Source organism: Nitrospira sp., assembly GCA_029194675.1.
Taxonomy (GTDB): domain Bacteria; phylum Nitrospirota; class Nitrospiria; order Nitrospirales; family Nitrospiraceae; genus Nitrospira_D.
Window position 1 is genome coordinate 49278 of sequence record JARFXP010000006.1, and the last position, 25890, is coordinate 75167.

The 25890-nt window shown below is 59.0% G+C and carries 25 protein-coding genes; all 25 read right to left on the reverse strand.

The annotated features are described in order from the left end of the window. Positions 1–42: 42 nt before the first annotated feature. The 25 genes from P0120_22075 to P0120_22195 all read right to left on the reverse strand — a co-directional run bounded on the left by P0120_22075 (position 43) and on the right by P0120_22195 (position 25883). Positions 43–2079: an FAD-dependent oxidoreductase gene (locus P0120_22075; GenBank protein ID MDF0676996.1), complete on the reverse strand. Its 2037-nt coding sequence runs from the start codon at positions 2077–2079 to the stop codon at positions 43–45. A 378-nt stretch (positions 2080–2457) separates the two neighbouring features. Continuing rightward, a complete protein-coding gene (locus P0120_22080) occupies positions 2458–3381 on the reverse strand; it encodes a hypothetical protein (protein MDF0676997.1) in 924 nt (307 codons plus the stop codon). A gap of 432 nt (positions 3382–3813) precedes the next feature. Next, positions 3814–4341, reverse strand: a complete 528-nt coding sequence (locus P0120_22085; GenBank protein MDF0676998.1) for a GNAT family N-acetyltransferase — start codon at positions 4339–4341, stop codon at positions 3814–3816. 34 nt (positions 4342–4375) lie between these two features. Next, on the reverse strand, positions 4376–5095 hold the full coding sequence (locus P0120_22090) for an HAD family hydrolase (protein ID MDF0676999.1): 720 nt from the start codon (positions 5093–5095) through the stop codon (positions 4376–4378). Positions 5096–5150: 55 nt separating this feature from the next. Next, positions 5151–6500, reverse strand: coding sequence for a glucose-6-phosphate dehydrogenase (gene zwf, locus P0120_22095; GenBank protein MDF0677000.1), 1350 nt, complete (start codon positions 6498–6500; stop codon positions 5151–5153). A 163-nt stretch (positions 6501–6663) separates the two neighbouring features. Continuing rightward, complete coding sequence (locus P0120_22100; protein ID MDF0677001.1) at positions 6664–7440, reverse strand: class I SAM-dependent methyltransferase; 777 nt, start codon at positions 7438–7440, stop codon at positions 6664–6666. A gap of 30 nt (positions 7441–7470) precedes the next feature. Further along, positions 7471–7629 (reverse strand): hypothetical protein, encoded by a 159-nt coding sequence (locus P0120_22105; protein ID MDF0677002.1) that lies wholly within the window; start codon positions 7627–7629, stop codon positions 7471–7473. Beyond that, positions 7626–7853, reverse strand: coding sequence for a DUF2945 domain-containing protein (locus P0120_22110; protein ID MDF0677003.1), 228 nt, complete (start codon positions 7851–7853; stop codon positions 7626–7628). Before P0120_22110 ends, P0120_22105 begins: the two co-directional genes overlap by 4 nt. 16 nt (positions 7854–7869) lie before the next feature. Next, positions 7870–9402 carry an FAD-dependent oxidoreductase gene (locus P0120_22115; protein MDF0677004.1) on the reverse strand — a complete coding sequence of 511 codons (1533 nt, stop codon included), beginning with the start codon at positions 9400–9402 and terminating at the stop codon, positions 7870–7872. Between the two features lie 240 nt (positions 9403–9642). Beyond that, a complete protein-coding gene (locus tag P0120_22120) occupies positions 9643–9921 on the reverse strand; it encodes a BON domain-containing protein (GenBank protein ID MDF0677005.1) in 279 nt (92 codons plus the stop codon). Between the two features lie 274 nt (positions 9922–10195). Then, positions 10196–10672 (reverse strand): hypothetical protein, encoded by a 477-nt coding sequence (locus P0120_22125; GenBank protein ID MDF0677006.1) that lies wholly within the window; start codon positions 10670–10672, stop codon positions 10196–10198. A 201-nt stretch (positions 10673–10873) separates the two neighbouring features. Further along, positions 10874–11641 (reverse strand): ROK family protein, encoded by a 768-nt coding sequence (locus P0120_22130; protein ID MDF0677007.1) that lies wholly within the window; start codon positions 11639–11641, stop codon positions 10874–10876. A 171-nt stretch (positions 11642–11812) separates the two neighbouring features. Then, on the reverse strand, positions 11813–12487 hold the full coding sequence (locus tag P0120_22135; protein MDF0677008.1) for a hypothetical protein: 675 nt from the start codon (positions 12485–12487) through the stop codon (positions 11813–11815). Between the two features lie 228 nt (positions 12488–12715). After that, the gene (locus tag P0120_22140; GenBank protein MDF0677009.1) at positions 12716–13054 is read right to left on the reverse strand and encodes a hypothetical protein; all 339 of its coding nucleotides are present in this window, start codon (positions 13052–13054) and stop codon (positions 12716–12718) included. A gap of 44 nt (positions 13055–13098) precedes the next feature. Then, entirely contained in the window at positions 13099–14943 is a 1845-nt protein-coding gene (locus P0120_22145; GenBank protein MDF0677010.1) for a glycoside hydrolase family 15 protein, read from the reverse strand. Positions 14944–14964: 21 nt separating this feature from the next. Next, positions 14965–16146 (reverse strand): cation:proton antiporter, encoded by a 1182-nt coding sequence (locus P0120_22150; GenBank protein MDF0677011.1) that lies wholly within the window; start codon positions 16144–16146, stop codon positions 14965–14967. 44 nt (positions 16147–16190) lie between these two features. Next, positions 16191–16775 (reverse strand): sugar O-acetyltransferase, encoded by a 585-nt coding sequence (locus tag P0120_22155; protein MDF0677012.1) that lies wholly within the window; start codon positions 16773–16775, stop codon positions 16191–16193. Between the two features lie 28 nt (positions 16776–16803). Then, positions 16804–17001, reverse strand: a complete 198-nt coding sequence (locus P0120_22160) for a hypothetical protein (protein ID MDF0677013.1) — start codon at positions 16999–17001, stop codon at positions 16804–16806. A gap of 21 nt (positions 17002–17022) precedes the next feature. Then, positions 17023–17562: a hypothetical protein gene (locus P0120_22165; protein ID MDF0677014.1), complete on the reverse strand. Its 540-nt coding sequence runs from the start codon at positions 17560–17562 to the stop codon at positions 17023–17025. A 178-nt stretch (positions 17563–17740) separates the two neighbouring features. Beyond that, positions 17741–19207, reverse strand: a complete 1467-nt coding sequence (gene lpdA / locus P0120_22170; protein ID MDF0677015.1) for a dihydrolipoyl dehydrogenase — start codon at positions 19205–19207, stop codon at positions 17741–17743. A gap of 56 nt (positions 19208–19263) precedes the next feature. Continuing rightward, positions 19264–20514, reverse strand: coding sequence for a 2-oxoglutarate dehydrogenase complex dihydrolipoyllysine-residue succinyltransferase (gene odhB / locus P0120_22175; protein MDF0677016.1), 1251 nt, complete (start codon positions 20512–20514; stop codon positions 19264–19266). Further along, positions 20504–23314: a 2-oxoglutarate dehydrogenase E1 component gene (locus tag P0120_22180; GenBank protein MDF0677017.1), complete on the reverse strand. Its 2811-nt coding sequence runs from the start codon at positions 23312–23314 to the stop codon at positions 20504–20506. Before P0120_22180 ends, odhB begins: the two co-directional genes overlap by 11 nt. 138 nt (positions 23315–23452) lie before the next feature. Beyond that, positions 23453–23923, reverse strand: coding sequence for a sulfite exporter TauE/SafE family protein (locus tag P0120_22185; protein ID MDF0677018.1), 471 nt, complete (start codon positions 23921–23923; stop codon positions 23453–23455). Positions 23924–23939: 16 nt separating this feature from the next. Next, positions 23940–25025 (reverse strand): MBL fold metallo-hydrolase, encoded by a 1086-nt coding sequence (locus P0120_22190; GenBank protein MDF0677019.1) that lies wholly within the window; start codon positions 25023–25025, stop codon positions 23940–23942. A gap of 150 nt (positions 25026–25175) precedes the next feature. Next, complete coding sequence (locus P0120_22195; protein MDF0677020.1) at positions 25176–25883, reverse strand: SDR family NAD(P)-dependent oxidoreductase; 708 nt, start codon at positions 25881–25883, stop codon at positions 25176–25178. Positions 25884–25890 lie beyond the last annotated feature (7 nt).

Here is a 25890-nt window from a genome sequence, read left to right on the forward strand (position 1 = left end):
GTCAGCTCAAGGTCATAGTGATGCCCGTGATTGAGTACGATCTCACCGGTCAGGACCTCGAAAATCGAGCGAGGATTGTTCCACCAGCCAGCGCAGCATTTTCTCAGACCGAACGAGGCCGATCAGACGACGATTGTCCTGGTTCTCGACCACGGGGAGCCAGTCGATGTCGTGCCGACTCATCAAGTCGCCGACCATCAGGCTCCTATCATCCGGAGTCACCGTAAGGGGATCGGCGCGCATGAAATCCCACACCTTGGTTGACGGCTGCTTCCCTTGCGCAAAAGCTTCAAACAATTCGTTTCTGGTGACAATGCCTTCCAAATGTCCCTTCTCATCCAAGACGCTTAGATATTCCACCGCAAGCCCATCAAACATGCAAACGGTGCTTTCAAACGTATCCTCAGGGGAAAGGCGGTGGTCCGGAACCGCTTCCATGAACTCGGACAGCGGTCGGCGTTCGAGAGCCGTCCACGCGTGGCTCAAGGATCGGTTCAATCTGGGTCGCCGCCACCGCAACGCCTGAGCGACGAGATTGCGGAAGGGAGTCAGCGCTCCGGAAATTTTCGAGAAGACCTCCTTGCCCATCACGAGCACCTCAACCGTGGTGCGGGCACGGACGCTCCCGATGCGCACGTTGCCGTCGAGGAGCGCGATCTCGCCGAAAAACTCTCCCGGTCCAAGCACCGCCATAAGCTGCTGTTGTCCTGTAGGGTCAAGCCGGAGGACTTCGACCTCGCCCTGTTCGATCACATAGAAACTCATCGCCGGCTCACCTTCGGCAAAGATCAAGTCGCCGGGCCGATAATGAGCCCTGGCGATCCGTTCCGTTTGGTTGACCCTCGGATGCGCCAGGTCGCGCGGAAAGAACAGCTCCCAAGTCCAGTCGAACGCAACTTTGATCCGGCGGGACCAAGACGGTGATTTCAGTAGATACACGGTTCGCCACAGCCACCAAGCCGGAAACCCGGAGAGACGCACACCCATAATTTCTGCGACCGCCTTCCGCTCTCCGATCCCGCACAGTTGCCCCAGCGGCTTGAAGAAGAACGGCCTGGTGGATTCACCCTGTAGTGCACGAATGATGTTCTCCGCCGCTTGCCGCCCTTGCCGTTCGGCAAACTGCCCGGTCGTCGGCGAGGCCTGGCCGTCATAGGCATTGACAATGTGGGCGCAGTCTCCCACTGCCCAGAGATTCGATACGCCGCGCACACGCATATCCGGATCGGTCAGGAGCCGGCCGCCCTCCTTGGGCACATCGAGCCGATGAACCAAAAGCGGTGCGGTGGTGCCGATCGTGCAAACGACCGTGGCGCCGCGGAGCACTCGACCGTCATGCAGCTCGACGCCCTCGGCCGTCGCCGATATGGCGCGTCCGTTGAGTACCATGTGAATGCCGGCTTCCTCCATCTTCGTTCGGGCAAACTCGCGCAATGTCGGGCTCACTTCCGGCAAAATCTGATCGCGGCGGTGCACCAACGTCACAGTGACTTCACGGCTGCTGAAGTTGCTATAGTACCGCGCGCTGGCTCTGATCAGATCGTTGATCTCGCCGGCCACCTCCACTCCGGTAAAGCCGCCGCCGACCACTACGAACGAGAGATACCAGCGTCGCCGCTCCGGGTCGTCGCAGACTTCCGCTTTTTCAAGTTGTTCCATCACGTGAAACCGTAAGACCATGGCATCGCCCACGGATTTCAGGGGGAACGCATGGTCGGCCATACCAGGGACCGCACTCAGATTGACCGATGTGCCGCAGGCCAGCACGGCATGATCAAACATCACGCGACCTGGACGGCCGTCGTAGCTTTCGTATTCCACTTCGGATGTGACCAGGTCGATTTGGCGAACCTCTTCGGTTCGACAGCGAACTCCGGGCAGCATCTGACGCAACGGCACCGTGACCGCACCAGGGTTGATCGCGGCCCCAGCCACTTCGGCCAACAACGGATAGAACACCATGTTGTTTTCTTGGCTGAACAGAACGATTTCGCAAGCGTTCGCCGACAACCTCTTCCGCAAAGCCCTTGCGCACTTCACCCCGGCAAATCCCCCGCCCACTATGATAATCCGTGTCATGCCCATGCCTTTGATGCTCAGCCGGTTTGACTCCCGTTAACTCGGTACTGGTGCAGCAGTCGCCGAGATCGAGGATGTTGAGCGAGCCGGTTTTGTCGGAACTGAAGGCGCTGATGACGGCACCATGGCCGACCGGTACGCGTGACACCTCATCCTGGTTGTAGACGTCCGCTTTTCTGGAATGAAGCTCCGGGTGCGGCTGCCGGGGCGAACGAACGTGCCAGGTGACGGTAGGCTGTCTGATCAGACTCTAGGAGCGTGAGGTCTTTAGTTCACATTCCGCTGCGCCAAACGTACCGGACTGTATACATAACGCATGATGATCATTCGGCGCGCGCATAGGTTTGACTATGCGCGCGCCGCGTTCCCTGTCGCCTGTTACTCCGCCTTTCGAAGATCGATGACGGTTCCCTGCTCGTCCAATTCAATGGTGATCATCGTGCCTTCCTCGATCGGCTTGGTCTTCACTTCCATCCGGTCCAGCGGAAACACCTTCTCGCCCTCCGGTGTCCACAGTTTGATTTCCTGCTTGGTCAATCCGGCATAAATCAGCTTGCCGGTAATCAGACGGTGCTTCCCCGGTTTATTCTTATGTTTCCCATGGTGGTCGATCACCAGGTTTTCTTCGTTGAGCCACAACGTCACCTTGTCGCCGACCGCTGCATCGGACGGAGCGGTCTTGGCATTGATGGTGTACTGGCCTACCGGGGTCTTCACATACACCAAGCCGGAATTGATTTTCGTCACGACTCCGTCCAACGTGAGATGGTGGCCCGATAGGGTGTGGGGATGCTCGTCCAGTTCGATTTCCACCGTCATGCGATGGATATCGATGACTTTACCGGCTTCGTTCAGTTCGATGGTGATCGGGGTTCCTTCCTTGATGCCTGAGAGTTGGGACCGGCCGGTTTGCACATCAAACTTCTTCTTACCCTCGGGTGTCCAAAGTTTGATCTCCTTCTTGTCCTTTGACGCATAGGCCAACTTGCCGGAGACGAAGCGATGGGAATGGGACGGGTCTCCTACACGATGGACATCGACCACGATATTGTTCTCGTTGACCTGCATCTCCACTTCTTCACCAACCTCGAGGTTTTTCGGCGCGGTGGCGGAGGAAATCCTGATCTGACCCCACGCGGTCTTCACGGTGATGAGGTCCGATTGAATGGCCGATACTGTGCCGGCAACCTTCATATGGGTCCCCTTGCCATGCCCGTGCGTTCCTCCTTGGTCGGCCAAGGCATAGGACGCCGGCATCGACAAGCTCAGGACCATCGAACCGACAATCAGCATCTTGCGCATCTGACTTCTCCTTTTCATCTGTCCCACGCATTCCGGTGACCGTTGAGTACGACCGTTCACAGTACCCTCCTTGGCTGCAGGTTAAAGATCTCGATTCCAGTCCATTGATACATAGAACCACTACTCCGGCCTCCGGAAGATTCTTGCCAGAGGAAACCTCGCGATCTTTCGCTTTTGGAGTAGGAAGTATCTAGATATTTGAGGGGAAACGCAACTCTCTCACCTCATAAACCGGATAAACCGGGGCGGAACAACGCATCTTCAGGACGTTCGACCCATCCTCCAGCCACACGCTTTCTTTTTTGGTTTTTGAACATCGGATCGGCTGTCCCGCAAGGCTGCAGCGAGCGAAGCGACAAGGTTCTTGTGATTGTTCCGGACCATGCATTCTGCGTTATCATCAAGAAGTTATCTCACCCGACACACGACACGCTAGAATGTGATACTGCTTCCCCAAAAGGCAAACTCTCCGACATGAGCCATTCCCACTCCATTCACGTGGACATGAAGGGAATGAGGATTATCGTCGGCGACGAAGGCGACACCAGTGTTATACCGTCCGGCGACTTCCCGTTGTAACGTTTCGTACAGTCCGCGGAGGAGTCCTCGGCCACGGTAAGACCGATCGATGCAAACCGGTCCATAGATGAACACACGAGAGGACACGAGCGATCGAGCGTGATAGTCGATTGCATCGAATTGCCGCATCATGGCGGCGAGTAGAGGGAATGGTCGATTGAATTCACAGGAGGAGGCGCAGAGGTAACCGACCAGATGTCCTTCGATGGCGGCTACGATGATCCCGACATCGCTTGCCATCTCTTCGAATTGCTCACGTGTAAACTGCACCGACAAAAAGCCGTCCCAGCGTTCCGCATCCTCCAGGTTACCGATGAAGTTCGCCGCCTGCACATCGAGAATGGCTGTGATGTCCTCCAACTTTGCCCGTCTGAATTCCATGGTCCTTACCCGATCACGACAAGCCCGCAGCCGATCAATTCATTCGGTTCTTACAACGTCGCACGGTCGAGAAATCGTGGTCGAGCAGATCTCCGATACGGTCGATGGTCACGTCGGCCGGTGGAAAACGAGCCAGTATCTGCTGGTCCAGTGCATAGTGGCCCTGGCGGGGAAATACCGTGGTCACGCGTGAGCCCCATCTTGTCTTCACGGCCGAGAGAATGCGGAGCTTGTCGTCGATCAACAGGTAATGCTCGGCTGGGTAGAGCTGCTCCACATCGTCCAGCTCCCGTTCCTTGTGAATGTAGATCAACACGCGTCCTTGTACGGCTTTGAACAAGCCGGATCGCTCGACCTTTCTTGGCTGAAACACCACGTCACCGTCCGAGAGGATCACCACTGTGCCCCAGCGCGTGACATGTTCGATGACCGCGAGCGCGCTCGGGTACAACCGGTCGGCGAACGGATAATTGATCAGAAAATGAGAGACCGTCAACAAATGCGGGTCCCTCGGATACTCGGCACGATACCGTTGAAGGGCCCCTAAATAATCCGCATAGCCCAACTCGACCCGCAACTGTTCGAAGATCGTCCAATATCGTTTCTGACGCTCATGACCGACTTCGCACTCAAGATATTGTTGCAAGTCCTCGGTCACCCGATCGTTGTCCAGCAACGTGTTGTCCACGTCGAACAGGAAGACGATGTCTGTAGGCGACATAAGCAGCTCTTCTCCATCAATGACGCTCAGCATCCTACCATGCCTGGTCTCTGGAATCGTTCCGATCGCTCAGGGGTCCGTCTTCGGGTTATGCCAACCGCCGTCTCCGATGAGCCGATCCGCTTCCTTGGGCCCCCAGGTGTTCCTCATATTCGAATAACGGAGTTGCGATGCCCAGGATCGGCTCTACGGCACGCCACGCGGCTTCTACGCCGTCTTCTCGCCCGAAGAGCGTGAGGTCACCTTTGACGGCATCTCCGAGCAAGCGCTCATAGGAATCCATCTCGTCGCCGGAACAATGACGCGCGATCAACTCGATCCGTTCTCCCGTCAGGAGTTCTCCAGGAACCTTCGCCTTGGTACCGAGGGCGATCAGCACGTCGGGGTTGAGCCGAAAACGAAAGTGGTTCGGCAGCGGCGCTTCGGTTTCGTCCAACACGGGGCAGGGCGGCCGCTTGAACTCCACGAGGACCTCGGTGGCGGTCACGGGCAAACACTTGCCGGCCCGCACATAAAACGGCACGCCCGCCCAGCGGTCGCTCTCGATATGGAACCGGAGCGCGGCAAACGTTTCGATCTGCGAATCGGACGCGACACCTTCCTCGCGGCGGTAACCGCGAAACTGACCCCGCACGACATCCGACGGATTGAGCGGCCGGATCGCCTTGAGGACCTTGACCCGCTCATCCCGAATCGACTTATGGTCGCTCCCGGCCGGTTGCTCCATGGCCAATGACGCGATCACCATCAACATGTGGTTCTGCGCCACATCCCGAATCGCCCCCGTTTCCTCATAGAAGCGGCCGCGGCCCGCGACGCCGAAGCGTTCGGCCATCGTGATCTGCACGCGTTCAACGTGGTGGCGGTTCCAGCCGGCTTCAAGGAATGGATTGGCGAAACGGAAGTAGATGAGGTTCTGGACCGGCTCCTTTCCGAGGTAGTGGTCGATCCGGAAGACGGCTTGCTCCGGGAAGTGGGCGCGAAGTGTGCGGTTGAGCGCCTGCGCGGAAGCCAGGTCTCGACCGAAGGGTTTCTCAACCACCACGCGCGCGTTCTTCAGACACCCGGCCTGCGCCAGCCCTTCGATCGCGATGGAGAACATACTCGGAGGAATGGCCAAATAGCACAGAGGGCGCTCGGCGCCCTCGAGTTCTGTACGCAATCGTTCGAAGGTCGCCTTGTCGCGATAATCGCCGCAGACGTACCGGAGCAGCCCCGACAACTTCACGAAGGCCTGCTCATCCAGCCCACCGTGCTCGATTAGACTCTCGCGGATCCGGCTCCTCAACCGTTCGAGATTCCACTCGTCCTTGGCGACCCCGATGACCGGCATCTCGAGATGACCGCGCCTCGCCATGGCCTGCAGGGCCGGAAAAATCTTCTTGTATGCAAGATCGCCGCTGGCCCCGAAGAAGACGATCGCGTCGGACTTCGCCATGACCATTGCTCACCTTCCTTTCCCCTCGATCGGCCGTCTCATGCTCTGGGTCTGAGCCTGCACCGGCGTTGCAATACAGGTAGCCCACAGCGCCCGATGATAAGGCTGCTCCATTTCGTGATTGTCAACATTGTTGTTCTCCTCGATTACCCCCCCTTCCGAATCAGCACATTCCCTTCCTCCCGACGAGGATGAGCGTGGGGTAAGCGAAATGGATTTCCGTACCGACCCAATGGGCGCCCATCCCAAGACGGTCCTGTCCGATATCGTTGCGCAAGAGTGCGCGGATCGTCTCGTCGTCGCCGGGACGAGGAAACGATGCAGCCAATTGCCGCTCGAGTTCCATCGCGAGCCTGTGCCAGTAGGTTGTGACGCGAGCGAGCTTCAACCGTTCAGCCATGCCGAGCAGTTCTTCCGGCGTGCAGGCGCTGGTGTGGGACGGATCCCGCAGTTTCTCAAGGTGATCGTAGGCCGCTCTTTTTTCCCACTGAATCGCGACATCGACGACCATCAACACCCCGTCCTTTTTGCACACCCGGTGCATTTCCGCGAACACCTGGAAGGGGTCGAGGAAATGATGAAAGGAATACCTGGTGATCACCATGGAAAAGGATTCGTCTGCATAGGGCAGCGGCACGACATCGGCGTTGTTCCATTCCACGTTCGTGAGCCCTTTGTCCCTTTGGATCTGCCGCGCCTTGTCGATCATGGCAGGCGTGATGTCGATTCCCGTGACCCGTGCGGCTCGCGCCGCGAAGGCGCAGGCCACCAGCCCAGGGCCACAGGCGACGTCGAGCACGGTATCGCGCGATGTGACGCCGGTCGATTCAAGCATGAGCCGGAAGGCAGACTCCTGCGAATGTTCGGGCAGGTCCGCGAAGGGACCGGCTTGCCTGGTGAATTGCTCGATGATGGATGCCCGGTGTTGTGCCTGTGTCATCCTGTCTCCCCTGGTCATGCGCCATTGTGGTCAGATTTTCCTGATCGCCGTGAGACGGTTCGGACGGGCCATCGACCTCGGAGCCGTTCTGATATCGCCGACAAGAGCGATGTCGGCTCCCCGCAACAGCTCCACGAACTCCTCGATGCTTCGGGTGGAATGGCCGATCATGAAGCATGGAAGCTTCACATGTCGCCCTTCTCATCTGCGAGTTCAAGGACGCTGCCCTTATGGGCCGCGATATGATCGGTCTTATCGCTTTTGATTTCGTATTGAGGAGCTGTTCCCGAAGCGTGATGGACATGGCCCTTGTAGTTAAAATCCTTGGTGTGGATGGCAATGATGGTTCCCGAGACCCGGCCCGCCTCGGAGTTCCAGCTCACATGGTCACCGATCCTGAACTTCTTAGCCATCTTGCATCCTCCTCATTCACGCCAGTAGCACCTCCTGCTCGAACGCGACCTCCGCTCGCAGACTCTCCAGGTCACGCCCAACGGTCGCGACAGCAAGCCGTTTGTTGTTTCGCCAATAGGTGACTGTGCAGTCACGCGCGGCGGGATCACCGTCAATCTCCAAGCGATTCCATTGCTCTGCATGGCCCACATAATTGATGCGTGTATCATAGTGCTGGCTCCAGAAGAATGGCACCGCTGCAAAGCGCTGCCGCTGTCCAAGGATATTCCGCGCGGCAACGACACCTTGGCGCTCCGCGACCACCCAATGTTCCACACGAATGTGGTCTCCCGTCCTCTGGTCTGGCCAGCGGGCAATATCGCCGGCCGCGTAGGTGTTCGGGACATTCGTTTGCAGAAATCCATCGACGACGACTCCTCGATCTACTGTGAGGCCCGCCTCCTTGGCCACGGCCACTTCCGGGCGAACTCCAATGCCCGTCACCACCAGATCAGCGGCCAATTCCCTGCCGGTCGATAGCCTGACGCGATCCGGTTCAATCTTGGTGACGGTGGCGCCGAGATGAAACACAACCCCATGAGATTCATGAAGCGCCCTCACCATATCCCCGAGTGCCGCGCCGAGAATGCGCTCCATCGGACGAGCCTCTGGGGCGACAACCTGTACCTCCAATCCGCGCGCTCGTAATGACGCCGCGACTTCGAGACCTATGAAGCTTGCGCCAACCACGACGCAGCGATGTGCCGTCCCTATTCGGTCGATCATGGCACTACAGTCCGCCAGAGTACGGAGCACGCTTACGTGTGGCAAGGTGGCGCCGGGAACCGAGAGCCGGATGGGTTCGGCGCCTGTGGCGAGCAGTAATGCACCATAGGTCACCCGACTGTCATCTGAGAGAGTGAGGGATCTCTGGGCGGGATCGAGCTTGATGACGCGGCTCTCACATCGCACATCGATGTGATGATCCTCGTAGAACGCCGGAGACCGTAGAGGGATCCAATCTGGCTGCGCAGTCCCGGCGAGATAATCTTTCGACAAATTCGGACGATCGTACGGCAACGCAAGATCAGCGCTCAACATCGTCACGGGACCTTGATAGCCGTCCCGGCGCAACGTCTGGGCCGCAGCGTATCCGGCTGCGCCGCCTCCGACGATCACAACTGATTCAGGAAGATCTGCGGCCACCAATTTTGGTGGTTGTGCTGTCGACAATGCTTCGCGCACGAGGGCGCGGCCGTCACGCCGCTCTACACGCCAGCATTTCAGATCATTGAGAGCGGGCGGCCGAAGAGCCTGGCCTGTGCGGACATTGAAACAGGCATGGTGCCACGGACACCGGATCGTATCATTGACCAGCAGCCCGCTACCCAGCGGCGCCCCATAATGCGTGCACAGCGCACCGATGGCAAACAGCTCGCCACCCTGACGCACGAGCAGAGCCGGCTCGCCACCGACATGGCCTGTCACCATACCGCCTTCAACGATATCCGCTAACGGAACTCCCTCAGTGAGATCCGGTCCGGTCTGTGATGATGAATGTTCGGCCATTGCAGTCCTCCTTGATCATGCAAACCGTCGGTCGCCCACCTTGAACTGTCGTTCGTCGATGTCATATGTCAGCATCACGTTCAAATTTCGGATCAGGTCAGTTGGTGGGATCTGACACCCGTGTCGACGAGTTTCTTGCGCACAGTTGACCAGGGACGTGCCACGCTTCATCAACAGCAGCAATACCGACAGCGCAATGACGACGATGTGCGTTCCTTGAGTTTGACCTCCGGTGACCGGTCAGCGGACGATCTCGCGGTTATCGAGCTTCTGCGGAGGCAGCTGCTCCACCACCTGCAAGTGATTGATCACTTTTTTGACCCCATGGACGCCCTCGGCCGCCCTTCCGGCCGCTGTCTTTGACAGGTCATCAAGAACGTCGCCCTTGAGGGTCACCTCGGCCTTACGCACTGAGACCTGGACGGTTGGATTGCTTTCGAGCGCAGGGGTCTGTTTAAAGGCTTCCCAGACATCCCGTCTGACCTTGTAATCGGGTGCCAGCCCCCTGTCCACGATCACTTTGAATATTCTCCGAGGAAGGATGGTTCCATCCGTGATCGCTTCCAGGTCTGTAGTCCCACCTCATGCCGCTCACGGTTCAAACCTACGCTGTTGTACTATAAGAGTCCTACTGGGTGAATCCCCTGTTGATGCCGAACTAGGAGAGAGGAAAAGAAAACGCATGTTTGCAGAAATCACGATGCGGAAGAGATGATATCAACGCACTTCGGGTAACCTGACGGCGAAGGCCGTAGGCTCGCTTTCGGCCGAAATCTTGCTACCTTGCTGGGCGCTACCCCACTCGTTCCGCTCGGTCCTGACGGACGATATCGCTCCATAAGAGATGGCCCGCATTGGAGGCGATCGTCTTCACCGGCTTCTTGTCCCCATCCAAGGTATAGGCGTAGTACCCGAGATCCTCGCACCAGAACCGCTCTTCAAACCGTTGCTGCAGCTCCACGGCTTCTCGCCGGAGCTTCGCCGCCAGGTCGGCATCGCCGAAATATTTCGCGCCCTCGGCAGCCCGGCGTTTCGCATCGAAGACGTACCCCTGGAGTTCGCAGAGCACCTTGGGCCCTTTCACCATCGAGCCGTCCGGATAGAGAACCGCATCGCCCGCATCCTTCCATCCCATGTTTTCATAGCCTTTGTCGGAACGGATCTGGTACTCCTGAAATCCGTCCACGTCTCGATCTCCGTATTCATCGATCCACTTCAAGCAGGGCTTGACGGTTTGCTCAAAGTGATCAACGAGCGCATCATCGCCCAACCAGTTCGAGTGTCTCGCGAATAGAGGCCCTGATCGGAGCCAACCGTGATGGAGCCGTCGAATTCAGAAATGAAGAAGGTATTCTCGTGATTAATGGAGATGACGGGAGGGCCGACCGTGACTTTTACCGACATGCGCATCACCTCCGACTACTGCTTGCCGGCGTCAGCTAGCCCACATTCGCCCTGAGCTTATCGTCGCTCATGGAGTCCCCCTCCCGCGCTCTTCTCTCGCACTGCCGCTCTGCACGACGCAGCAGGCGCGCTCATCCTTCCAGACCTCTTCCCATAAGCGAAAGCCGCCGGTGAAGGCGTGGTCGTTGTCGCCAAGGCGAATGCCTTTCGGCAACTGCTTGAGCCGCTTGGCATTGCCGCCGCCCAGCACCACGTAGTCGGCTTGAAGCGCGTTCTTCAGCGCCATCACGACATCCTCGACATATCGGCGCCATTTCTTCTTGCCGTACCGTTTGAGGCCGCGCAAGCCGACGCAATCTTCATACGTGCGCCCTTTTCGGTACTGCAAATGCGCGAGTTCCATCGGTACCAGCACGCCGTCGGTGATCAACGCGGAGCCCAACCCGGTGCCGAGCCCCAAGAACAACATGCGGTCGCCTTCGTAACTCCCGAGAGCCTGCATCGCGGCGTCATTGAGCACCTTGACCGGACAACCGAACGCCTGCTTAAAATCGAACCCGACCCATCCATTGGCCAGATTCTTGGGTTCCGCAGTCGGCCGACCGCCCCGTACCGCCCCTGGAAATCCCAACGAGATGACTTCATAGGACCAATCAGCGGCGAGTTGTTTGACCGCCTCCACCATGTTCTGCGCCGTCATGGTCGGACCGGAAGGGATCTTTCGCGCTGTCCGTTTGCCGGTGGCCAAGATCTTCACGTGGGTCCCACCCACATCGATCACCAATACGTTGCGAAGACGGCGGGATGCTCCGTCGTCTTTCACTCGTCCCGCCATAACATCAGGCCTCCAACTTTGCATTCACATCGTACTCCCTTAAAACAGCCAGCCGGTAAACGCACACAACCGTGATGGGGCAACTACCCAAAGGCTGATCGAGGCAGACCCTCAATCACGTTATCGCCGCACTATCCTTGATCGACCGTATTCTTGACCCAAGGCGGCGCCCTACTTCTTGTCTTCGGACTGCCCGGACGATTCGACCTTACTCTTGAGAGCGGTCAGCCGCTTGTCCAAATCGGTATGCAGTTCACCGAGATGGCGTGAAAAGTCTTCCGCCATGCCTTTCAAGGCTCCTTTCACTCCTTCCGACAGGAGTCCCGACCGTTCCTTCATCTCCTGACCTTTGTGCTTCATCTCCTCAAGCTTCCCTGCCATTTGGGTTTTGGCTTCTGCGGCTTTTGCGATGAATTCGGTCTTGGCTTCTTCGGCCAGACGCAAAAAATCGGCCGACGCCTCGCCCGCCTTGTCTTTCAACGATCCGACCGTTTCTTGCAGAGACAGGGTGGCTTTTTCGAGCTCCGCGTGAAGGTCGCCGGCCCGTTGTTTGAGCGAATCGACGGTGTCGGCGTGCGCAGCCTGGAATTCGGTGATGGAATCCGACACGGTCCTGGTGAGTTTTTCGGCGCCGGTCTTGATCGTGGCGGGTGCTTCGCGAGCCGCAGCCGTTGCGGTCGACGACACCCATTGCACCGCGCCGCGAAACTTGTCGATCGATTGGTCCACTTTGTCGAGTTCGTCGCGGGCCTCCATCCCCAATAGGTGAGCCTGCAGTTTCAACTCATCCCGCTTCTGTTCCAAGGAACCCAGCCATTTCTTGATATCGTCAACCGTCAATGCCATGTTCGTGTCCTCCTTTTTAGCGCGTCTATTCACGAGCCCACGGTGAGGCATTGCGTGGCGCGCTCGATTTCATTGATCATTGTCTTGACCATTCTCCAGGTTGTCGATGAAGTTGCCCGCCGCACATTGAGAATGGCGGGATGTCCTCCAGTTTCGCCCGTCTGAATTCCATGACCCTTGTCCGATCATCTCAAGCGTGCAGCCGACCCATTCGATCGGTCCTGTACCTCACTCCACCTCGATCGAGACTACCGCTTCGGCACCCAATGCGTCGTGATCGTGGCTCGCCGCCACAAGCTTGATCTCATGCGAGCCGCGAGCCAGCCCTTTCACCACACCTTTAAACCCTTTTTGATACTCTCCGTCCACGTAACAATGGATGTGCGTGGCTTCCGCACCCTTTGAGAGCTTATACTGCACTTTGACGGAATCCCCTTTGATCACTGCGCCCTGTGTCGGACTCACGATCGTGAGTCGGCTACTATCGTCATCGGCTGTCCAACCAGTCACGCCGGTTCCCAATGACAACAGGCCGACCAGCACCGAGAGCACCAGTACACGAGTCATTTCCCACCTCTTTGTTGGTTAATGGCACAATCGGCTTCGCGCCGTCATCCTGCCTTCGATTTCCTGTCGAGTGTGCGATCAAGATTAAAAGCGGCGCTGATGAGAGCCAGATGAGTGAATGCCTGCGGGAAGTTACCGAGTGCTTCACCGCCTGTGCCGATCTCTTCCGAATACAGCCCGACGTGGTTGGCATGACCCAGCATGCGCTCAAACAGCAGCCGAGCCTCGTTCAGTTTCGCGCGATCGACGCGTCCCGCCCTCGTCAATGCCTCGACCAGCCAAAATGAGCACATGGTGAAGGTGCCTTCTTTTCCGTGCAGCCCGTCTGCTCCCGTTTCGCTGTCGTAGCGGTACACCAACCCGTCCGAGGCAAGACCGCCATATTTCGGTGAACGGTTGATGGCATCCAATGTCTTCAGCATCCTCGGATCGTTCGGGGAGAGGAAGAACACCAGCGGCATGATGAGATTGGAGGCATCCAGCGAGTCGCCGTCATAGTGCTGCACGAAGGTTTGACGTTCGGAGCTCCATCCCTTCGTCATGATCTCTTCGTAGATTCGGTCCCTGACCTGAAGCCAGCGTGCGCGATCGACCGGCAAAGACCGCTTCTCGGCCAATCGAAGGCCGCGATCCATGGCGACCCAGCACATCAACTTAGAGAACACGAAGTGTCTCCGTCCGCCACGCACTTCCCAGATGCCTTCATCCGGCTGCTGCCAGTTCTCACAGAGCCAATCGAGCCGCCGCCGGATACGCATCCACACATCATACCCGATCGGCATCACATATTTGTTGTACAGGTACAATGAGTCCAGCAGTTCACCATAGATATCCAACTGCAGTTGGTTATAGGCGCCGTTACCGATGCGCACCGGTCGAGACCCTCGATAGCCGTCCAAATGATCGAGCGTCGTTTCCGTGAGATCGTGGCGGCCGTCGATGCCGTAGACGATCTGCAACGATCCATCCGATTCCACCTCTCCCGCTCGCGCCCCTAACCATCTCATAAAGCCGACCGCCTCGTCGGTAAATCCGATCCGCAGCAGGCCGTACAGTGTGAAGGCGGCATCCCGAATCCACGTATAGCGATAGTCCCAGTTCCGGACTCCACCGAGCGTTTCCGGCAAGCTGCATGTCGGAGCTGCGATGATGGCGCCGGTCGGTTCGAATGTCAGTAGTTTCAGGGTAAGCGCTGAGCGGTGGACCATTTCCCGCCAACGACCGGTATAGGTGCATTTCGACAGCCAGCCCCGCCAATAGTTCACCGTCTGTTCAAAGAGTTCGTCGGCTTCACCGATTGAGGGACAGGGACTGCAGCCCTCATCGGGTTGAATGCCACCAAGCACGAACACCCCCGACTGCTCCTCGCACAGGACAAAGACCGCCGTCGCGCCGCGGTCATCCGCCGTAAGCGGAATATCCGTCGCGAGACTCAGACTCAGGCCGGCAGAATGGAAACTGGCTCCCTGTTTGGAAATGACGACGTCATGGCCCGCCCGCGCATAATCGAAAGCGGGATGGCATCGCATGCGAAACTCCATGCTTCCCTGCGTCACTCTTACCCGCCGAACCAGCGAATGCCGCCACGCGGATTCGCTCGACAGGCCGGGCGGCATGAAATCTTCGATCTCGGCGATTCCGCCCGCCGAATAGAAGCGCGTGATCAGGATATTCGTGTCAGGCCAATAGAACTGTTTGGTCCTCACCTCCTCATGAGTGGCGACAATCTCGAATCGGCCGCCTTTCTCGTGATCAAGAATGGCCGCGAAGACGCTCGGAGAATCGAAGTGCGGAAAGCAGAACCAATCGATCGAACCGGCGATGCTGACGAGCGCCGCCGTACGCATGTTCCCGATGATGCCGTAGTTTTGGATCGGTTGGTAACTCATCGGCACAGCCCGTTGTCACCTTCAAGAACAGGTCATGTCTCTCGCCTTCGCCCCCATCAAATTAGGCACGAGTTGCATCAATGCGGCATTCAGTAAGATCGTAAAGAGCGACGCAGCCAGCGTGGCGCCATACACATCGGCGCCGACGAGTTTGTTGTCATGCGCGACTTTGACGAGCACATAGGAGAACTCGCCGATTTGAGTCAGCCCTATGCCGACCAGGATGGCGGTTCTGACTGGATAGCCGAATAGTCGCACCACCAAGGTCCAGATCGCAAGTTTTCCCAGCACGATCAAGGCCACGATTGCTCCCAGCAGGGGGAGATTCGAGAACAAGGTCTGCGGATTGATCAGCGCGCCGATCGTGACAAAAAAGAGAGCCGTGAACGCGTCCCGGAACGGGAGCACCTGGGTGAGCGTCTGATGGCGGTGTTCTGATTCACTGACCAGGAGACCCGCCAAAAACGCACCGAGCGCAAGCGATAACCCGAGAGCATGCGTAATGGCCGCAGTCGCAAAGCCCAAAGCGAGCACCACCAGAAGATAGAGTTCCTGACTCCTCATTCTCTCGACACGCGCCATAAATGGCGGCACCAGCTTAGCGGCGATGAACACGACCGGCGCGAGAAGGAAGAGAGCTTTGCCGAAAGCGAGGCCTATGTCCACGATCCCATCCCCGCCGGAGGCCGCCAGTGTCGGAAGGAGCACCACCATGATGACGAAGACGAGATCATCGACCAGCGTGATACCGATCATCGCCCGTCCATGCTCCGTATGGAGTTCGCCCCGGTCGAGCAGCATATGAGAAAGCACCATCGTGCTGGCGAGGGACACCACCGCTCCGATGCTGATGCTCTGCGAAAGACTCCAGCCCAGCATCCGTCCCATCGCCGCGCTCAGCGCGATCACCGCGAGAATGCCGAGCGGCCCGCCGATCAGGGCGACCCATTTTACTTGGAGTAGGTCTTTGAGCGAGAATTCCATGCCGATCGAATACATGAGCATGATCACGCCGATCTCCGCAAAGAGCTCGAGTACATGGACCTCCGACACTGTCGGGCCCGCCGTAAACGGACCGACAAGGATGCCTCCAAGCACATAGCCAAGGACCAGCGGTTGGCGGAGCTTTCTGGCTACGATGCCGCCGAGCAACGCCGCGACAAATACGTAGGCCAGATCCCGATAGATGAATGAATCCGTCATAACAACGTTTCCACAGGGCAGTCTTATAAGGAAATACTGGGCCGTTATCCTTGCCCATCCTTATCGGCGGGAACGGCGCGGCTGACTCGGGCTGGGTTCCCCACGACAACACTGCCTGGCGGAACATCGCGTACCACGACGCTGCCTGCCCCGATCACAGCGCCCTCCCCGATTGTCACGCCCGGCAGCACGATCGCACCGCCTCCGATCCACACATCGCTGCCGATGCGGATCGGACGGGCATACTCCAAACCGGATCGTCGCACGTCCGCCTCAAGCGGATGCGCCGCGGTGTACAACTGTACCGCCGGACCCATCTGCAGATTATCGCCGATCTCGATCGGTGCGCAGTCGAGAAAGATGCAATTGAAATTGATGAAGGCATTACGACCAAGACGGATGTTATAGCCATAGTCACAGGAGAAGAGCGGCCTGACGACCGCGCCGTCCCCGACCGAACCACAGAGTCGACGCAGCAACGCCATGCGGGCTTCCACCGCCTCGATCGGGGTGACATTGTAGTCGGCGAGCAGTCGTTGCGCGCGCTGTGTGTCTGCGACAAGCTCTGGGTCAGCCGAGCGATAGAGCTCCCCGGCCAACATCTTCTCCTTTTCAGTTCTTGTCCTCATAGAGCCCCCGCTTGTTAAATCGATCCGCTCACCGCCGTAACGCACCCCGTACAGGCCACCGCTCCTCCCGGCCGTTCAGCTTTCCGGCTGTCCTGTCGGCAACGACTTCCTCAGGCACACCGGCTTTGCCGACACTCTGTGAAACGGTGGCCCCAACGGTAGCCAGGAGTTGCGTCGAGCATGGGGGGTTCGGGTTGAGCACGACGAGGCGCGGCCTCCGATCCATGTGAGGAACATTTGCGACTCCTCATCCTTTTGGCGGTCGGGTGGCGCTGGTTCTCGATCTCGCCCCGACTTTGATCGGTTGCTTGCGTCTGCGATTCAGGCTTCGGCGTACGGCCCGCTCCGTCCCCACCAAAGCGCTGCGGATCGCAGCATCCGGGAATTCGCCCTGCGCTTCGTACACCACGCTCGGGAGACCACTCAGGACCACTTTGATTCGACAAACATGATCGATGCCGCTGCGCGGACCGTTCACGTCCTCCACACGAACGCTGACCCGCTCGATGGAGTTTGCAAACTTTCCGAGCTTCACGCTCAGCGTTTGCCGGATGGACGCTCGTTGCTCCTTGCTGAGATCGACTCCTAACATTCGGATGTGCGCGGGAACCAGCTGCACATCCGTCCGGCCGGACTTCCGCTTGACTGCCCTGGGGATCCAGCCCGGGAAAGACGAACGTGTAGCGTTGCGGCCCAGTTCATCGAACATGTTGGCGTTCATCATGCCGCCGAGCCGCATGAGAGACCTTTTCACAAAACGGGCACGCGGACTGCCTGTATCTTCCATATCCACCTCCCTTATCCGTATCCGAGTCCTCACATCCAACTCCGCGTGTCGATTCTCTTTTGGCTACTCATCGTTCCTCCTTCAGAGATAACTGTGCGAACGCGTCACCAAGCGCCTGCGCGAGATTGTTTGTTGACCAGGTCGTTCTAATGTATGGTCTGCACTCTGTGGGGCCTGCCTAGATGTGAAGTGCTCGACCCTGTACCGCAAGCGCTGCTTCCCGGAACGCTTCGGCCAGGGTCGGATGCGCGTGGCAGGTCCTGGCGATATCCTCGCTGCTCGCGCCGAAGGCCATCGCGGTGGCCGCCTCGGCGATCAGGTCACCGGCTCGCGGTCCGAGGATGTGGACTCCAAGCAGACGATCAGTCTTCTTGTCGGCGAGCACCTTGATGCGCCCTTCGGTCTGGCCCAGGGCGCGCGCGCGGCCGCTCGCGAGAAACGGAAAGACGCCCTTTCGGTAGTCGATCTCCGCCTTTCGGAGCTCCTCCTCCGTCCTTCCAACCGATGCGATCTCGGGGTGCGTGTAGACCACGCTGGGGATCGCCTCATACTGCACATGTCCATAGCCGCCTGCGAGCGTCTCCACACAGGCGATTCCTTCTTCCGATGCCTTGTGCGCGAGCATCGGACCCCGGATGACATCGCCGATGGCGTAGATGGCGGTTGCGCTCGTGGCGAAGTGCTCGTCCACAGCGATGCGGCCATGCTCGTCAGGCGTGATGCCGACGGTCTCCAGTCCCAGGTTCGCCGTCATCGGGGTTCGCCCCACGGCCACCAACAGGCGGTTACAGCTGATGGGTTCGGCCCCTTCGCATTCCACGATACAGTGATCGCCCTCAACCCGCGCCCCCGTCACGCGGCTGCTGAGGCGAAAGTCGAGGCCCTGCCGCTCGAACATCCGTTTCGCCTCATCGGCGATCTCCACGTCCATCCCCGAAAGAATGCGGTCCAGATACTCAACGACCGTGACCTTGGCACCGAGCCGGCGCCACACGGACCCGAGCTCGAGGCCGATGTATCCCGCACCAATGATCACGAGATGGTCCGGCACATCGGGGTAGCTGAGCGCCTCGGTGCTCGTGGCGATGCGATCGCCATCGAGTCTGACTCCAGGCAGGTTTGCCGGCGTGCTACCGGTCGCGATCAGAATCCAGCGGGCCCGCAGAGCCACGGTTTCCTTGCCAGTCTCGACGGCGACCGCCCCGGGGCCAGAGATGCGCCCGTGCCCGAGGTACCGAACGATCTTGTGCTTCCGGAAGAGGCTGTCAACGCCTTTCGTGAGACGGTCCACAATTTCATTCTTCCGGCCCAGCATGGCCGCAAGGTCGAGTGTCACGTCCACAAGTCGAATGCCGTGTGCCTCAAAGCTACTAGTCTCACCCGCCGAACCCCGGCGCGCGACTCGACTGAGCTCGCCGAAGTCCGGAACGCGCCGTTCCGCGAGCTTGGCAGCGGCGAAGAGCTCGCTCGACTCGAGAAGCGCCTTGCTCGGGATACATCCCACACGGAGACAGGTCCCGCCGAGCGCGGGCTCTCGCTCCACGCAGGCCACATTCATCCCAAGTTGCGCAGCTCGGATGGCGGCGACGTAGCCTCCGGGACCGGCGCCGATGATGATCAAATCATGCTCGCGCTGAGCAGCCATCTTTTCGCTTCCTTTCACCGGGACTATGCGCCCCTAACCTCAACCTTAACCTTCTTCTAAATTTCGAGGAGGATGCGGGCCGGTGCTTCGATACAGGCCTTGATGTGCTTGAGAAACGTCACCGCCTCGCGGCCGTCCACGATCCGGTGATCATACGTGAGGGCGACGTACATCATGGGCCGGAGCGCGACCTGCCCATCCCGAGCCACGGGTCGGTCCTGAATCACATGAAGCCCAAGGATGCCGCTCTGAGGCGGATTGATGATCGGGGTCGATAGCAGCGAGCCGTACACTCCACCGTTCGAAATCGTGAAGGTGCCTCCCTGCAGTTCCTCCAGAGTGAGCCGGTTGGCCTGTGCACGCCGAGCGAAATCGGCGATAGCGGTCTCGATTTCGGCAAAGCTCAAACGCTCGGCGTTCCGCAACACCGGCACGACCAGGCCACGCCCGCTTCCAATCGCGATCGCGATATCGTAATAGTGACGATAAACGATCTCCGTACCTCGGATCTCGGCATTCAGCTCCGGAATCAGCTTGAGCGCCTCGATCACTGCTTTTACGAAAAAGGACATGAGGCCAAGCTTCACCGCGTAACGTTGCTGGAAGCTTTCTTGAAGGTCTTGCCTCAAGGCCGTCACTGCCGTCATGTCGATCTCGTTGAACGTCGTGAGCAGAGCGGCAGTCTGTTGAGCCTGTACAAGCCGCTCGGCGACGCGACGCCGGAGCAGGCTCATGGGTACCGCTTCTTCGTCTCGGCTTCCCAACGGCTGACGCGGCACGGACCTAGGCGGAGCAGCCTCCTCTTCGGAATCCGTCTCGACCGCGGAGGCTGGTTCCGTTTGAGACGGACGCTCTTCCAGGCGGCGGAGGACGTCTTCTTTGAGCATTCTGCCGCCGGGCCCGGTCGGCATCGGCTCCTTGATACCAAGCCGGTGCTCGTGCAAGAGCCGGCGGGCGGACGGCATCACTCGCGCCGGGTCAGGCGTCGAGACCGGCAAGGGCTTGGGAGCCGCAGTGCGCTCGGTCGTCTTGCCGGAAACCGCCGGGGCTACCGTATCTTTCGGAACTACCGCCTCATCCAGATATGCGATCACTTCGCCGACGTGGGCCATCTCGCCTTTCTTCTTGAGCACCTTGACAAGGACGCCCGATACTGGCGCGGGCAAGTCGAGTGAGGTCTTCTCCGTCTCGAGCGACACGATCGGCTCATCTTGGCGGACGGTCTCACCGGGCGATTTCAGCCACTCGTCGATCTGGACCTCCGTAATCGATTCCCCGATCGTCGGAATTTTCAGCTCAATGGACATCGAATGCCGCCTTGAGCAGCTTCTGCTGCTCGATCTTGTGGAGATCATGCCATCCAGTCGCGGGGCTGGCCGAGGCCGGCCGGCAGACCGCCGAGAATGACCAGGTGTTCATCAGTCTATCGCCGAATCGTGCAAACAAATACCGCCAGGCCCCCATGTTCGCTGGTTCCTCCTGGACCCAGACCACCAGCGCCTTCGATGAATAGGACGTTAGGCCCTTATGCAATTCCTCATCCTGCAGAGGGTAGAGCTGCTCTAATCTCAGGATCGCGACGTCGTCGCGCTTGAGCTCGTCCCGCAAGCCCACCAGGTCATAATAGACCTTCCCGCTGCAGAGCAGGACACGCTGGACTAACTCCGGCCTGACCGTCCGGTCGAAGAGGATTCGCCGGAACCGGCCTTGTTCGAGGTCCTCGATCGTGGAGATGGCTTGCGGGTGGCGAAGCAGGCTCTTCGGTGTCATCACGATCAGCGGTTTTCGCCATCGGCGCAGCACCTGGCGCCTGAGCACATGGAAGTATTGGGCCGGTGTTGTCGGGTTTACAACTTGGATATTGTCGTTCACGGCAAGCTCCAGGAAACGCTCCAGGCGCGCGCTCGAATGCTCCGGTCCCTGCCCTTCGAAGCCATGGGGAAGGAGAAGCACAAGCCCACTCAGCCGACGCCACTTCTCTTCGGCACTGACAAGGAACTGGTCTATGATGACCTGGGCCGCATTGACGAAGTCTCCAAATTGGGCCTCCCAAAGAACCAGTCCGTTGGGGCAGTCCAAGCTGTACCCGTACTCGAAACCCAACACACCCGCCTCGGAGAGGGGACTGTTGTAAATTTCCACCGGCGCCTGATCCGGCGCGAGATGCTGAAGCGGCACATACATCCGACCATCTTCGGTATCGTGCAGGATGGCGTGCCGCTGGCTAAAGGTTCCACGAGACGTGTCCTGACCCGATACACGGACCTGATGCCCTTCCACAGCCAGCGTGGCGAAGGCCAGAGCCTCGCCGGCAGACCAGTCAAGAGGACGCGCGCCGGCTGCCATTTCGCGTCGGCGCTCCAGCCACTGGGTGATCTTTGCATGTGGATGAAACCACTCAGGCAATCGGGTGAGCGTTTCCATCAGCGTGACCAGACGGCCTCGTTCAACCCCGGTGCCGATGTCTTCGGCATCTCCGTCGAGTCCTCCATGGTACCCCGCCCATATCCCGGTCGACTTCTCTCGCAATGGAATGTAGGTATGACTCCGGGCCTCGGTGAGATCCCGCTCAAGCTCACGCCGCCGCTCCACCGCAATCCGATCCGCCTCGCCACGATCTACCTCGCCGAGGCGCAAGAGATGTCCAAGATAGTATTCGCGGAGGGGTCGGCGCTTGTCGATGACTCCATACATGAGCGGCTGCGTAAAGGCGGGCTCGTCCCCTTCGTTGTGGCCACGCCGTCGAAAACAGTACATGTCTATCACAACGTCGCTGTGAAAGGCCCGTCGGAAATCCATCGCGAGCCGCACAACTCGGGCGACGGCTTCGGGATCCTCCCCGTTGACGTGGAAAATCGGGATCTGAAGCATCTTGGCCACGTCCGTCGCGTAGAGCGATGACCGTCCCTCTTCCAGCGACGTCGTGAAGCCGATCTGGTTGTTGACCACGACATGCAGCGCCCCACCCGTGCGGTACCCCTTAAGCCGACTCAGATTGAGCGACTCCTGCACGACCCCCTCTCCGGCGAAGGACGCATCTCCATGGATGAGAAGCGCCATGCGGCGCGCGCGCGTCGGATCGTTGGTCCGATCTTGCTTCGCGCGGATACGTCCAAGTGCGACCGGATTGACGAATTCCAAGTGGCTTGGGTTGAAGCAGAGCGACAGGTGCACCGTTCGCCCTGATGCCGTGAGCCAGTCCGTGCTGTGACCCAGGTGGTACTTGACGTCGCCGCGCCCATCTCGAAGAGGGTCGATCACGTTCTCGAATTCATGGAAAATCTCACGCGGTCGCTTCCCGACAATATTCGCCAGGACATTGAGTCTACCCCGGTGGGCCATCGCCAACACGATCTCTTCCACACCATGCTCGCCTGCGGTCTCGATCGCCAGATCGAGCAACGGGATCAAGCTTTCCGCCCCCTCGAGTGAGAAGCTCTTGGCGCCGGGATACTTCTGCTGGATGAACTCTTCGAAGATGACTGCATCGGTCAGTCGGGTAAGGATACGGATCTGCTCCTGTCGCTTGAGGCCTGCATGGTTCTCCGGCCTCTCCATCCGTTCTCGGACCCATACCCGCCGCTTCGGATCGTCGATATGCATGAACTGCGAGCCGATCGATCCGCAATAGGCGGCCCGCAGCCGGTCCAGGATCTCACGCAGGGTCAGGAAATCCGCTCCTGCAGTTCCATGCGTGTAGAATCGTCCGTCCAAGTCGTTCTCCGTGAACCCATGGAACGCAGGATCCAGCTCGGGATGAACCGGACGCGGCAGCTCCAGCGGGTCGATGGCTGCAGCCATGTGCCCCCGAACTAGGTACGCGTGCACGAGCTGGGAGACACGAGCTTGTTGCCCGACGATACGGTCTCGTTCGAGTCGACTGGTACCTCCTTCGGCAACACCACTGCGTTCGGGGTCGAAGAAAGATTTCGGCGGACGAGAGGGGCCGCGCCGCAGAGCCATGAGGTGATCGCCATCGTTTCCCACATCCTTAAAAAAGTCCCGCCACTCCGGCGAGACCGAGGCGGGGTCCCGCAGGAACTCCACATACAGATCCTCCACGAACGGGAGATTTGCGAGAAGGGGTAGTGGGATTCGCTGTGTCATAGGTATGTGAAATTCGTGCAGCTCGACCCTGCTGCTTCCTCATTATACTTACATCAGTCCGCCATGGAAGCCCTCAAGTTAACCTTTGAGGGGCGAGATCCGTCGATGTCATAGTCAGTTCTGCCGAGCAGGTCCTCTTCACGCCGGCACGGTGAATACCTTGGGCGCATTGTCGAACATCAGGATGACGGCGACTCCTATGGTGAGAGCGGCGAACATCTTGGCTGTGATTTCAGTGGAAAGCCATCGTCCCACTATGGCCATCACCATCATAAGAAGGCTGAACGAGAGCAAAAAGATTTCAGAGCGGACCAATTGCTGGCCGAGCGCCCCAAGCCATGCTCCGACCGCACCCGTTGGACTGAAAACGAGCGCCGGTCTTACCTTCACATCGCCGGTCCGGAAGTATCCCACGAGACTGAGCGCTGCCGACAGTCCGAGCAAGAGCAATGAGATCGTGGTTGCTTCATGCAGACCGAGTTTCAGAACGTAGACCAGGAGCGGAATCGCCAACAGCGAGCCGCCGGCCCCGGTCAGGCCGAGCGACAGACCGACGAGTGCGCCTGAGAGCAGCGCGAGTCCTGTTTGTTCATGACCAAGGATGCTCACGCCGCCGCGATGCCGCTCAACTGCTCACTGTGGGGTAGCCGGCCTGCTTCCAGGCGGTCATGCCTCCCACCATCACATGCACCTTGAGGAAGCCCGCTTGCATCAGAACCTGTGCCGCCGTATGAGCTCGCCCGCCGCTCTTGCAAACCGTGACGATTTCCCGAGCTTGGAAGCCCTCCAATTCACCAAGCCGACGCGCCAATTCGGTCACCGGAATATTGATGATCCCTTCAATGTGTCGCAGTTCCCCGGTCAACTCCTCTGGGTCCCTTACATCGAGCAACAGCGGAGGATTGTCGCCTTCCAGCGCCCGCTTGACTTGATCAGGCGGAATCCCGGCAACCAACTGATCGTTCGCACCTTGGCCAAGGGTTCCTTTGACCTCGCAGGCTGGGACATCCACCGGAATCCAGGCAGCCTTGGGATCGCGGGCGCAGGCGTAGTTCGCTTTGAGCACGTCTTTCATCCACTCGGCCGGCCCGAGCTTCAACCCTTCCAGATAGTCGCGGTACGCTTGCTTGCTCCTGGGTTGCAGGTTCGGATTGCGCTGCTTCTGCTGCTTGAGGGTGGAAGGTTGGCGATTCCGGTACTCATGGGCTGGGTATACAACGAGATGATCGGGCAGTCCGAGAATCCGTTGTAGACTATCCCAATGTTCGCCCGGGTCGCCTCCTGGTAGGTCAGTGCGGCCGGCACCTGCATCATCAAGAAATAGCACATCGCCGGTGAGCACAAGGTCTGGGAGGATCAAGGTCACGCTATCCCTGGTGTGGCCGGGCGTGGACAGGACTTTCACTGACATATTGCCGAGCCGACATTCGAATCCGTCGGTGAGGTGAAAGGTCACACAGCGCGCCGGGGCCTTGGCGTGCATGACATACTCGCATTTGAGCTGATCCTTGAGAGACGCGCCGCCCGAAATGTGGTCGGCATGGGTATGGGTGTCAATGACGTGCGTGAGGGCCAGTTTCTGCTGCTCAATCGTCTTGATATAGTCCGGAACCCGTTCTAACACCGGGTCAACAAGAACTGCCTCCTTGCTCCTCTCATCGGCGATCAGATAGGTACGGCAAGAGCCGGGATTGAGCTGTGTGAAAATCATACGGTCCTTTCTTCTCGACTTGCGGGGGGATGAACTCTGTTAACGGATGTCAGACCTTCCCGAGATCGGCAGGATTTTCGGTTCCATCCGCTCCAACGACTCTCCATGATAACCTCGCCTTCCGTTCTCACGACCGAGCTAACGGCGCTGCTACAGCTTGCCCGCCGGTGTTGCACCGCCTCCGGTGCCGACGGGAATCGCGGCCCCGCTGATCTGACCGGCTTCGTCCGAAGCGAGGAAGAGCAGCGTGTCGGCGATGGATTCCGGCTTCGCCCACGTCGACGGATCAGTATGGGGCATACTCGCGCGGTTGGCCGGCGTATCAATGGTGGTGGGCAGCACCCCATTGACCGTCACGCCCGAGCCTTTCAGCTCAAGCGCCAACACGCGGATCAGCGCCAGCAGGCTCGACTTGGCGACGAGATAGGCGGCAGCGCCGGGAAACGGCTCGACCGCCGCCCAAGCCGCCACGTGCAGGATGCGACCGGTTCCGCGTTCCACCATATGGGGTAAGACGGCTTTCGACAACAGGAACGCCGACGTCACGTTCATGGTCAACATCCGCTGCCACAACGACACATCGGTGTCCACAGCGCGCCCCATGGCAAAGCCTCCGACCAAATTCACCAACACATCGAGACGGCCCGCCGTTCGGATCACGTCATCCACGAGCCGACGGACAGCCGCGTCATCGGTGACGTCGGTCTTCATCGCCTTCCCTGCTGCCACCTGTTCCGGTGGCGGATTGCGGTCTGCGGTAATGACGCGCGCGCCCGATTGCGCAAAGGCCGGTGTGACCGTCTGACCCAGCGCGCCGGATCCTCCAGCAATCAGCACGACGCGTTGCTTTAATGGCATGGTCCCC

Coding starts and splice junctions, on each gene's coding strand:
- P0120_22165 (MDF0677014.1), bottom strand. CDS start 17,562: ATGGAAGATACAGGCAGTCCGCGTGCCCGTTTTGTGAAAAGGTCTCTC.
- odhB (MDF0677016.1), bottom strand. CDS start 20,514: ATGTCCATTGAGCTGAAAATTCCGACGATCGGGGAATCGATTACGGAG.
- P0120_22190 (MDF0677019.1), bottom strand. CDS start 25,025: ATGATTTTCACACAGCTCAATCCCGGCTCTTGCCGTACCTATCTGATC.
- P0120_22100 (MDF0677001.1), bottom strand. CDS start 7,440: ATGACACAGGCACAACACCGGGCATCCATCATCGAGCAATTCACCAGG.
- P0120_22155 (MDF0677012.1), bottom strand. CDS start 16,775: ATGAGGACAAGAACTGAAAAGGAGAAGATGTTGGCCGGGGAGCTCTAT.
- lpdA (MDF0677015.1), bottom strand. CDS start 19,207: ATGGCTGCTCAGCGCGAGCATGATTTGATCATCATCGGCGCCGGTCCC.
- zwf (MDF0677000.1), bottom strand. CDS start 6,500: ATGGCGAAGTCCGACGCGATCGTCTTCTTCGGGGCCAGCGGCGATCTT.
- P0120_22090 (MDF0676999.1), bottom strand. CDS start 5,095: ATGCTGAGCGTCATTGATGGAGAAGAGCTGCTTATGTCGCCTACAGAC.
- P0120_22115 (MDF0677004.1), bottom strand. CDS start 9,402: ATGGCCGAACATTCATCATCACAGACCGGACCGGATCTCACTGAGGGA.
- P0120_22135 (MDF0677008.1), bottom strand. CDS start 12,487: ATGGCATTGACGGTTGACGATATCAAGAAATGGCTGGGTTCCTTGGAA.
- P0120_22145 (MDF0677010.1), bottom strand. CDS start 14,943: ATGAGTTACCAACCGATCCAAAACTACGGCATCATCGGGAACATGCGT.
- P0120_22140 (MDF0677009.1), bottom strand. CDS start 13,054: ATGACTCGTGTACTGGTGCTCTCGGTGCTGGTCGGCCTGTTGTCATTG.
- P0120_22180 (MDF0677017.1), bottom strand. CDS start 23,314: ATGACACAGCGAATCCCACTACCCCTTCTCGCAAATCTCCCGTTCGTG.
- P0120_22080 (MDF0676997.1), bottom strand. CDS start 3,381: ATGCGCAAGATGCTGATTGTCGGTTCGATGGTCCTGAGCTTGTCGATG.
- P0120_22160 (MDF0677013.1), bottom strand. CDS start 17,001: ATGGATCGGAGGCCGCGCCTCGTCGTGCTCAACCCGAACCCCCCATGC.
- P0120_22075 (MDF0676996.1), bottom strand. CDS start 2,079: ATGACACGGATTATCATAGTGGGCGGGGGATTTGCCGGGGTGAAGTGC.
- P0120_22085 (MDF0676998.1), bottom strand. CDS start 4,341: ATGGAATTCAGACGGGCAAAGTTGGAGGACATCACAGCCATTCTCGAT.
- P0120_22195 (MDF0677020.1), bottom strand. CDS start 25,883: ATGCCATTAAAGCAACGCGTCGTGCTGATTGCTGGAGGATCCGGCGCG.
- P0120_22150 (MDF0677011.1), bottom strand. CDS start 16,146: ATGACGGATTCATTCATCTATCGGGATCTGGCCTACGTATTTGTCGCG.
- P0120_22110 (MDF0677003.1), bottom strand. CDS start 7,853: ATGGCTAAGAAGTTCAGGATCGGTGACCATGTGAGCTGGAACTCCGAG.
- P0120_22130 (MDF0677007.1), bottom strand. CDS start 11,641: ATGGCGGGACGAGTGAAAGACGACGGAGCATCCCGCCGTCTTCGCAAC.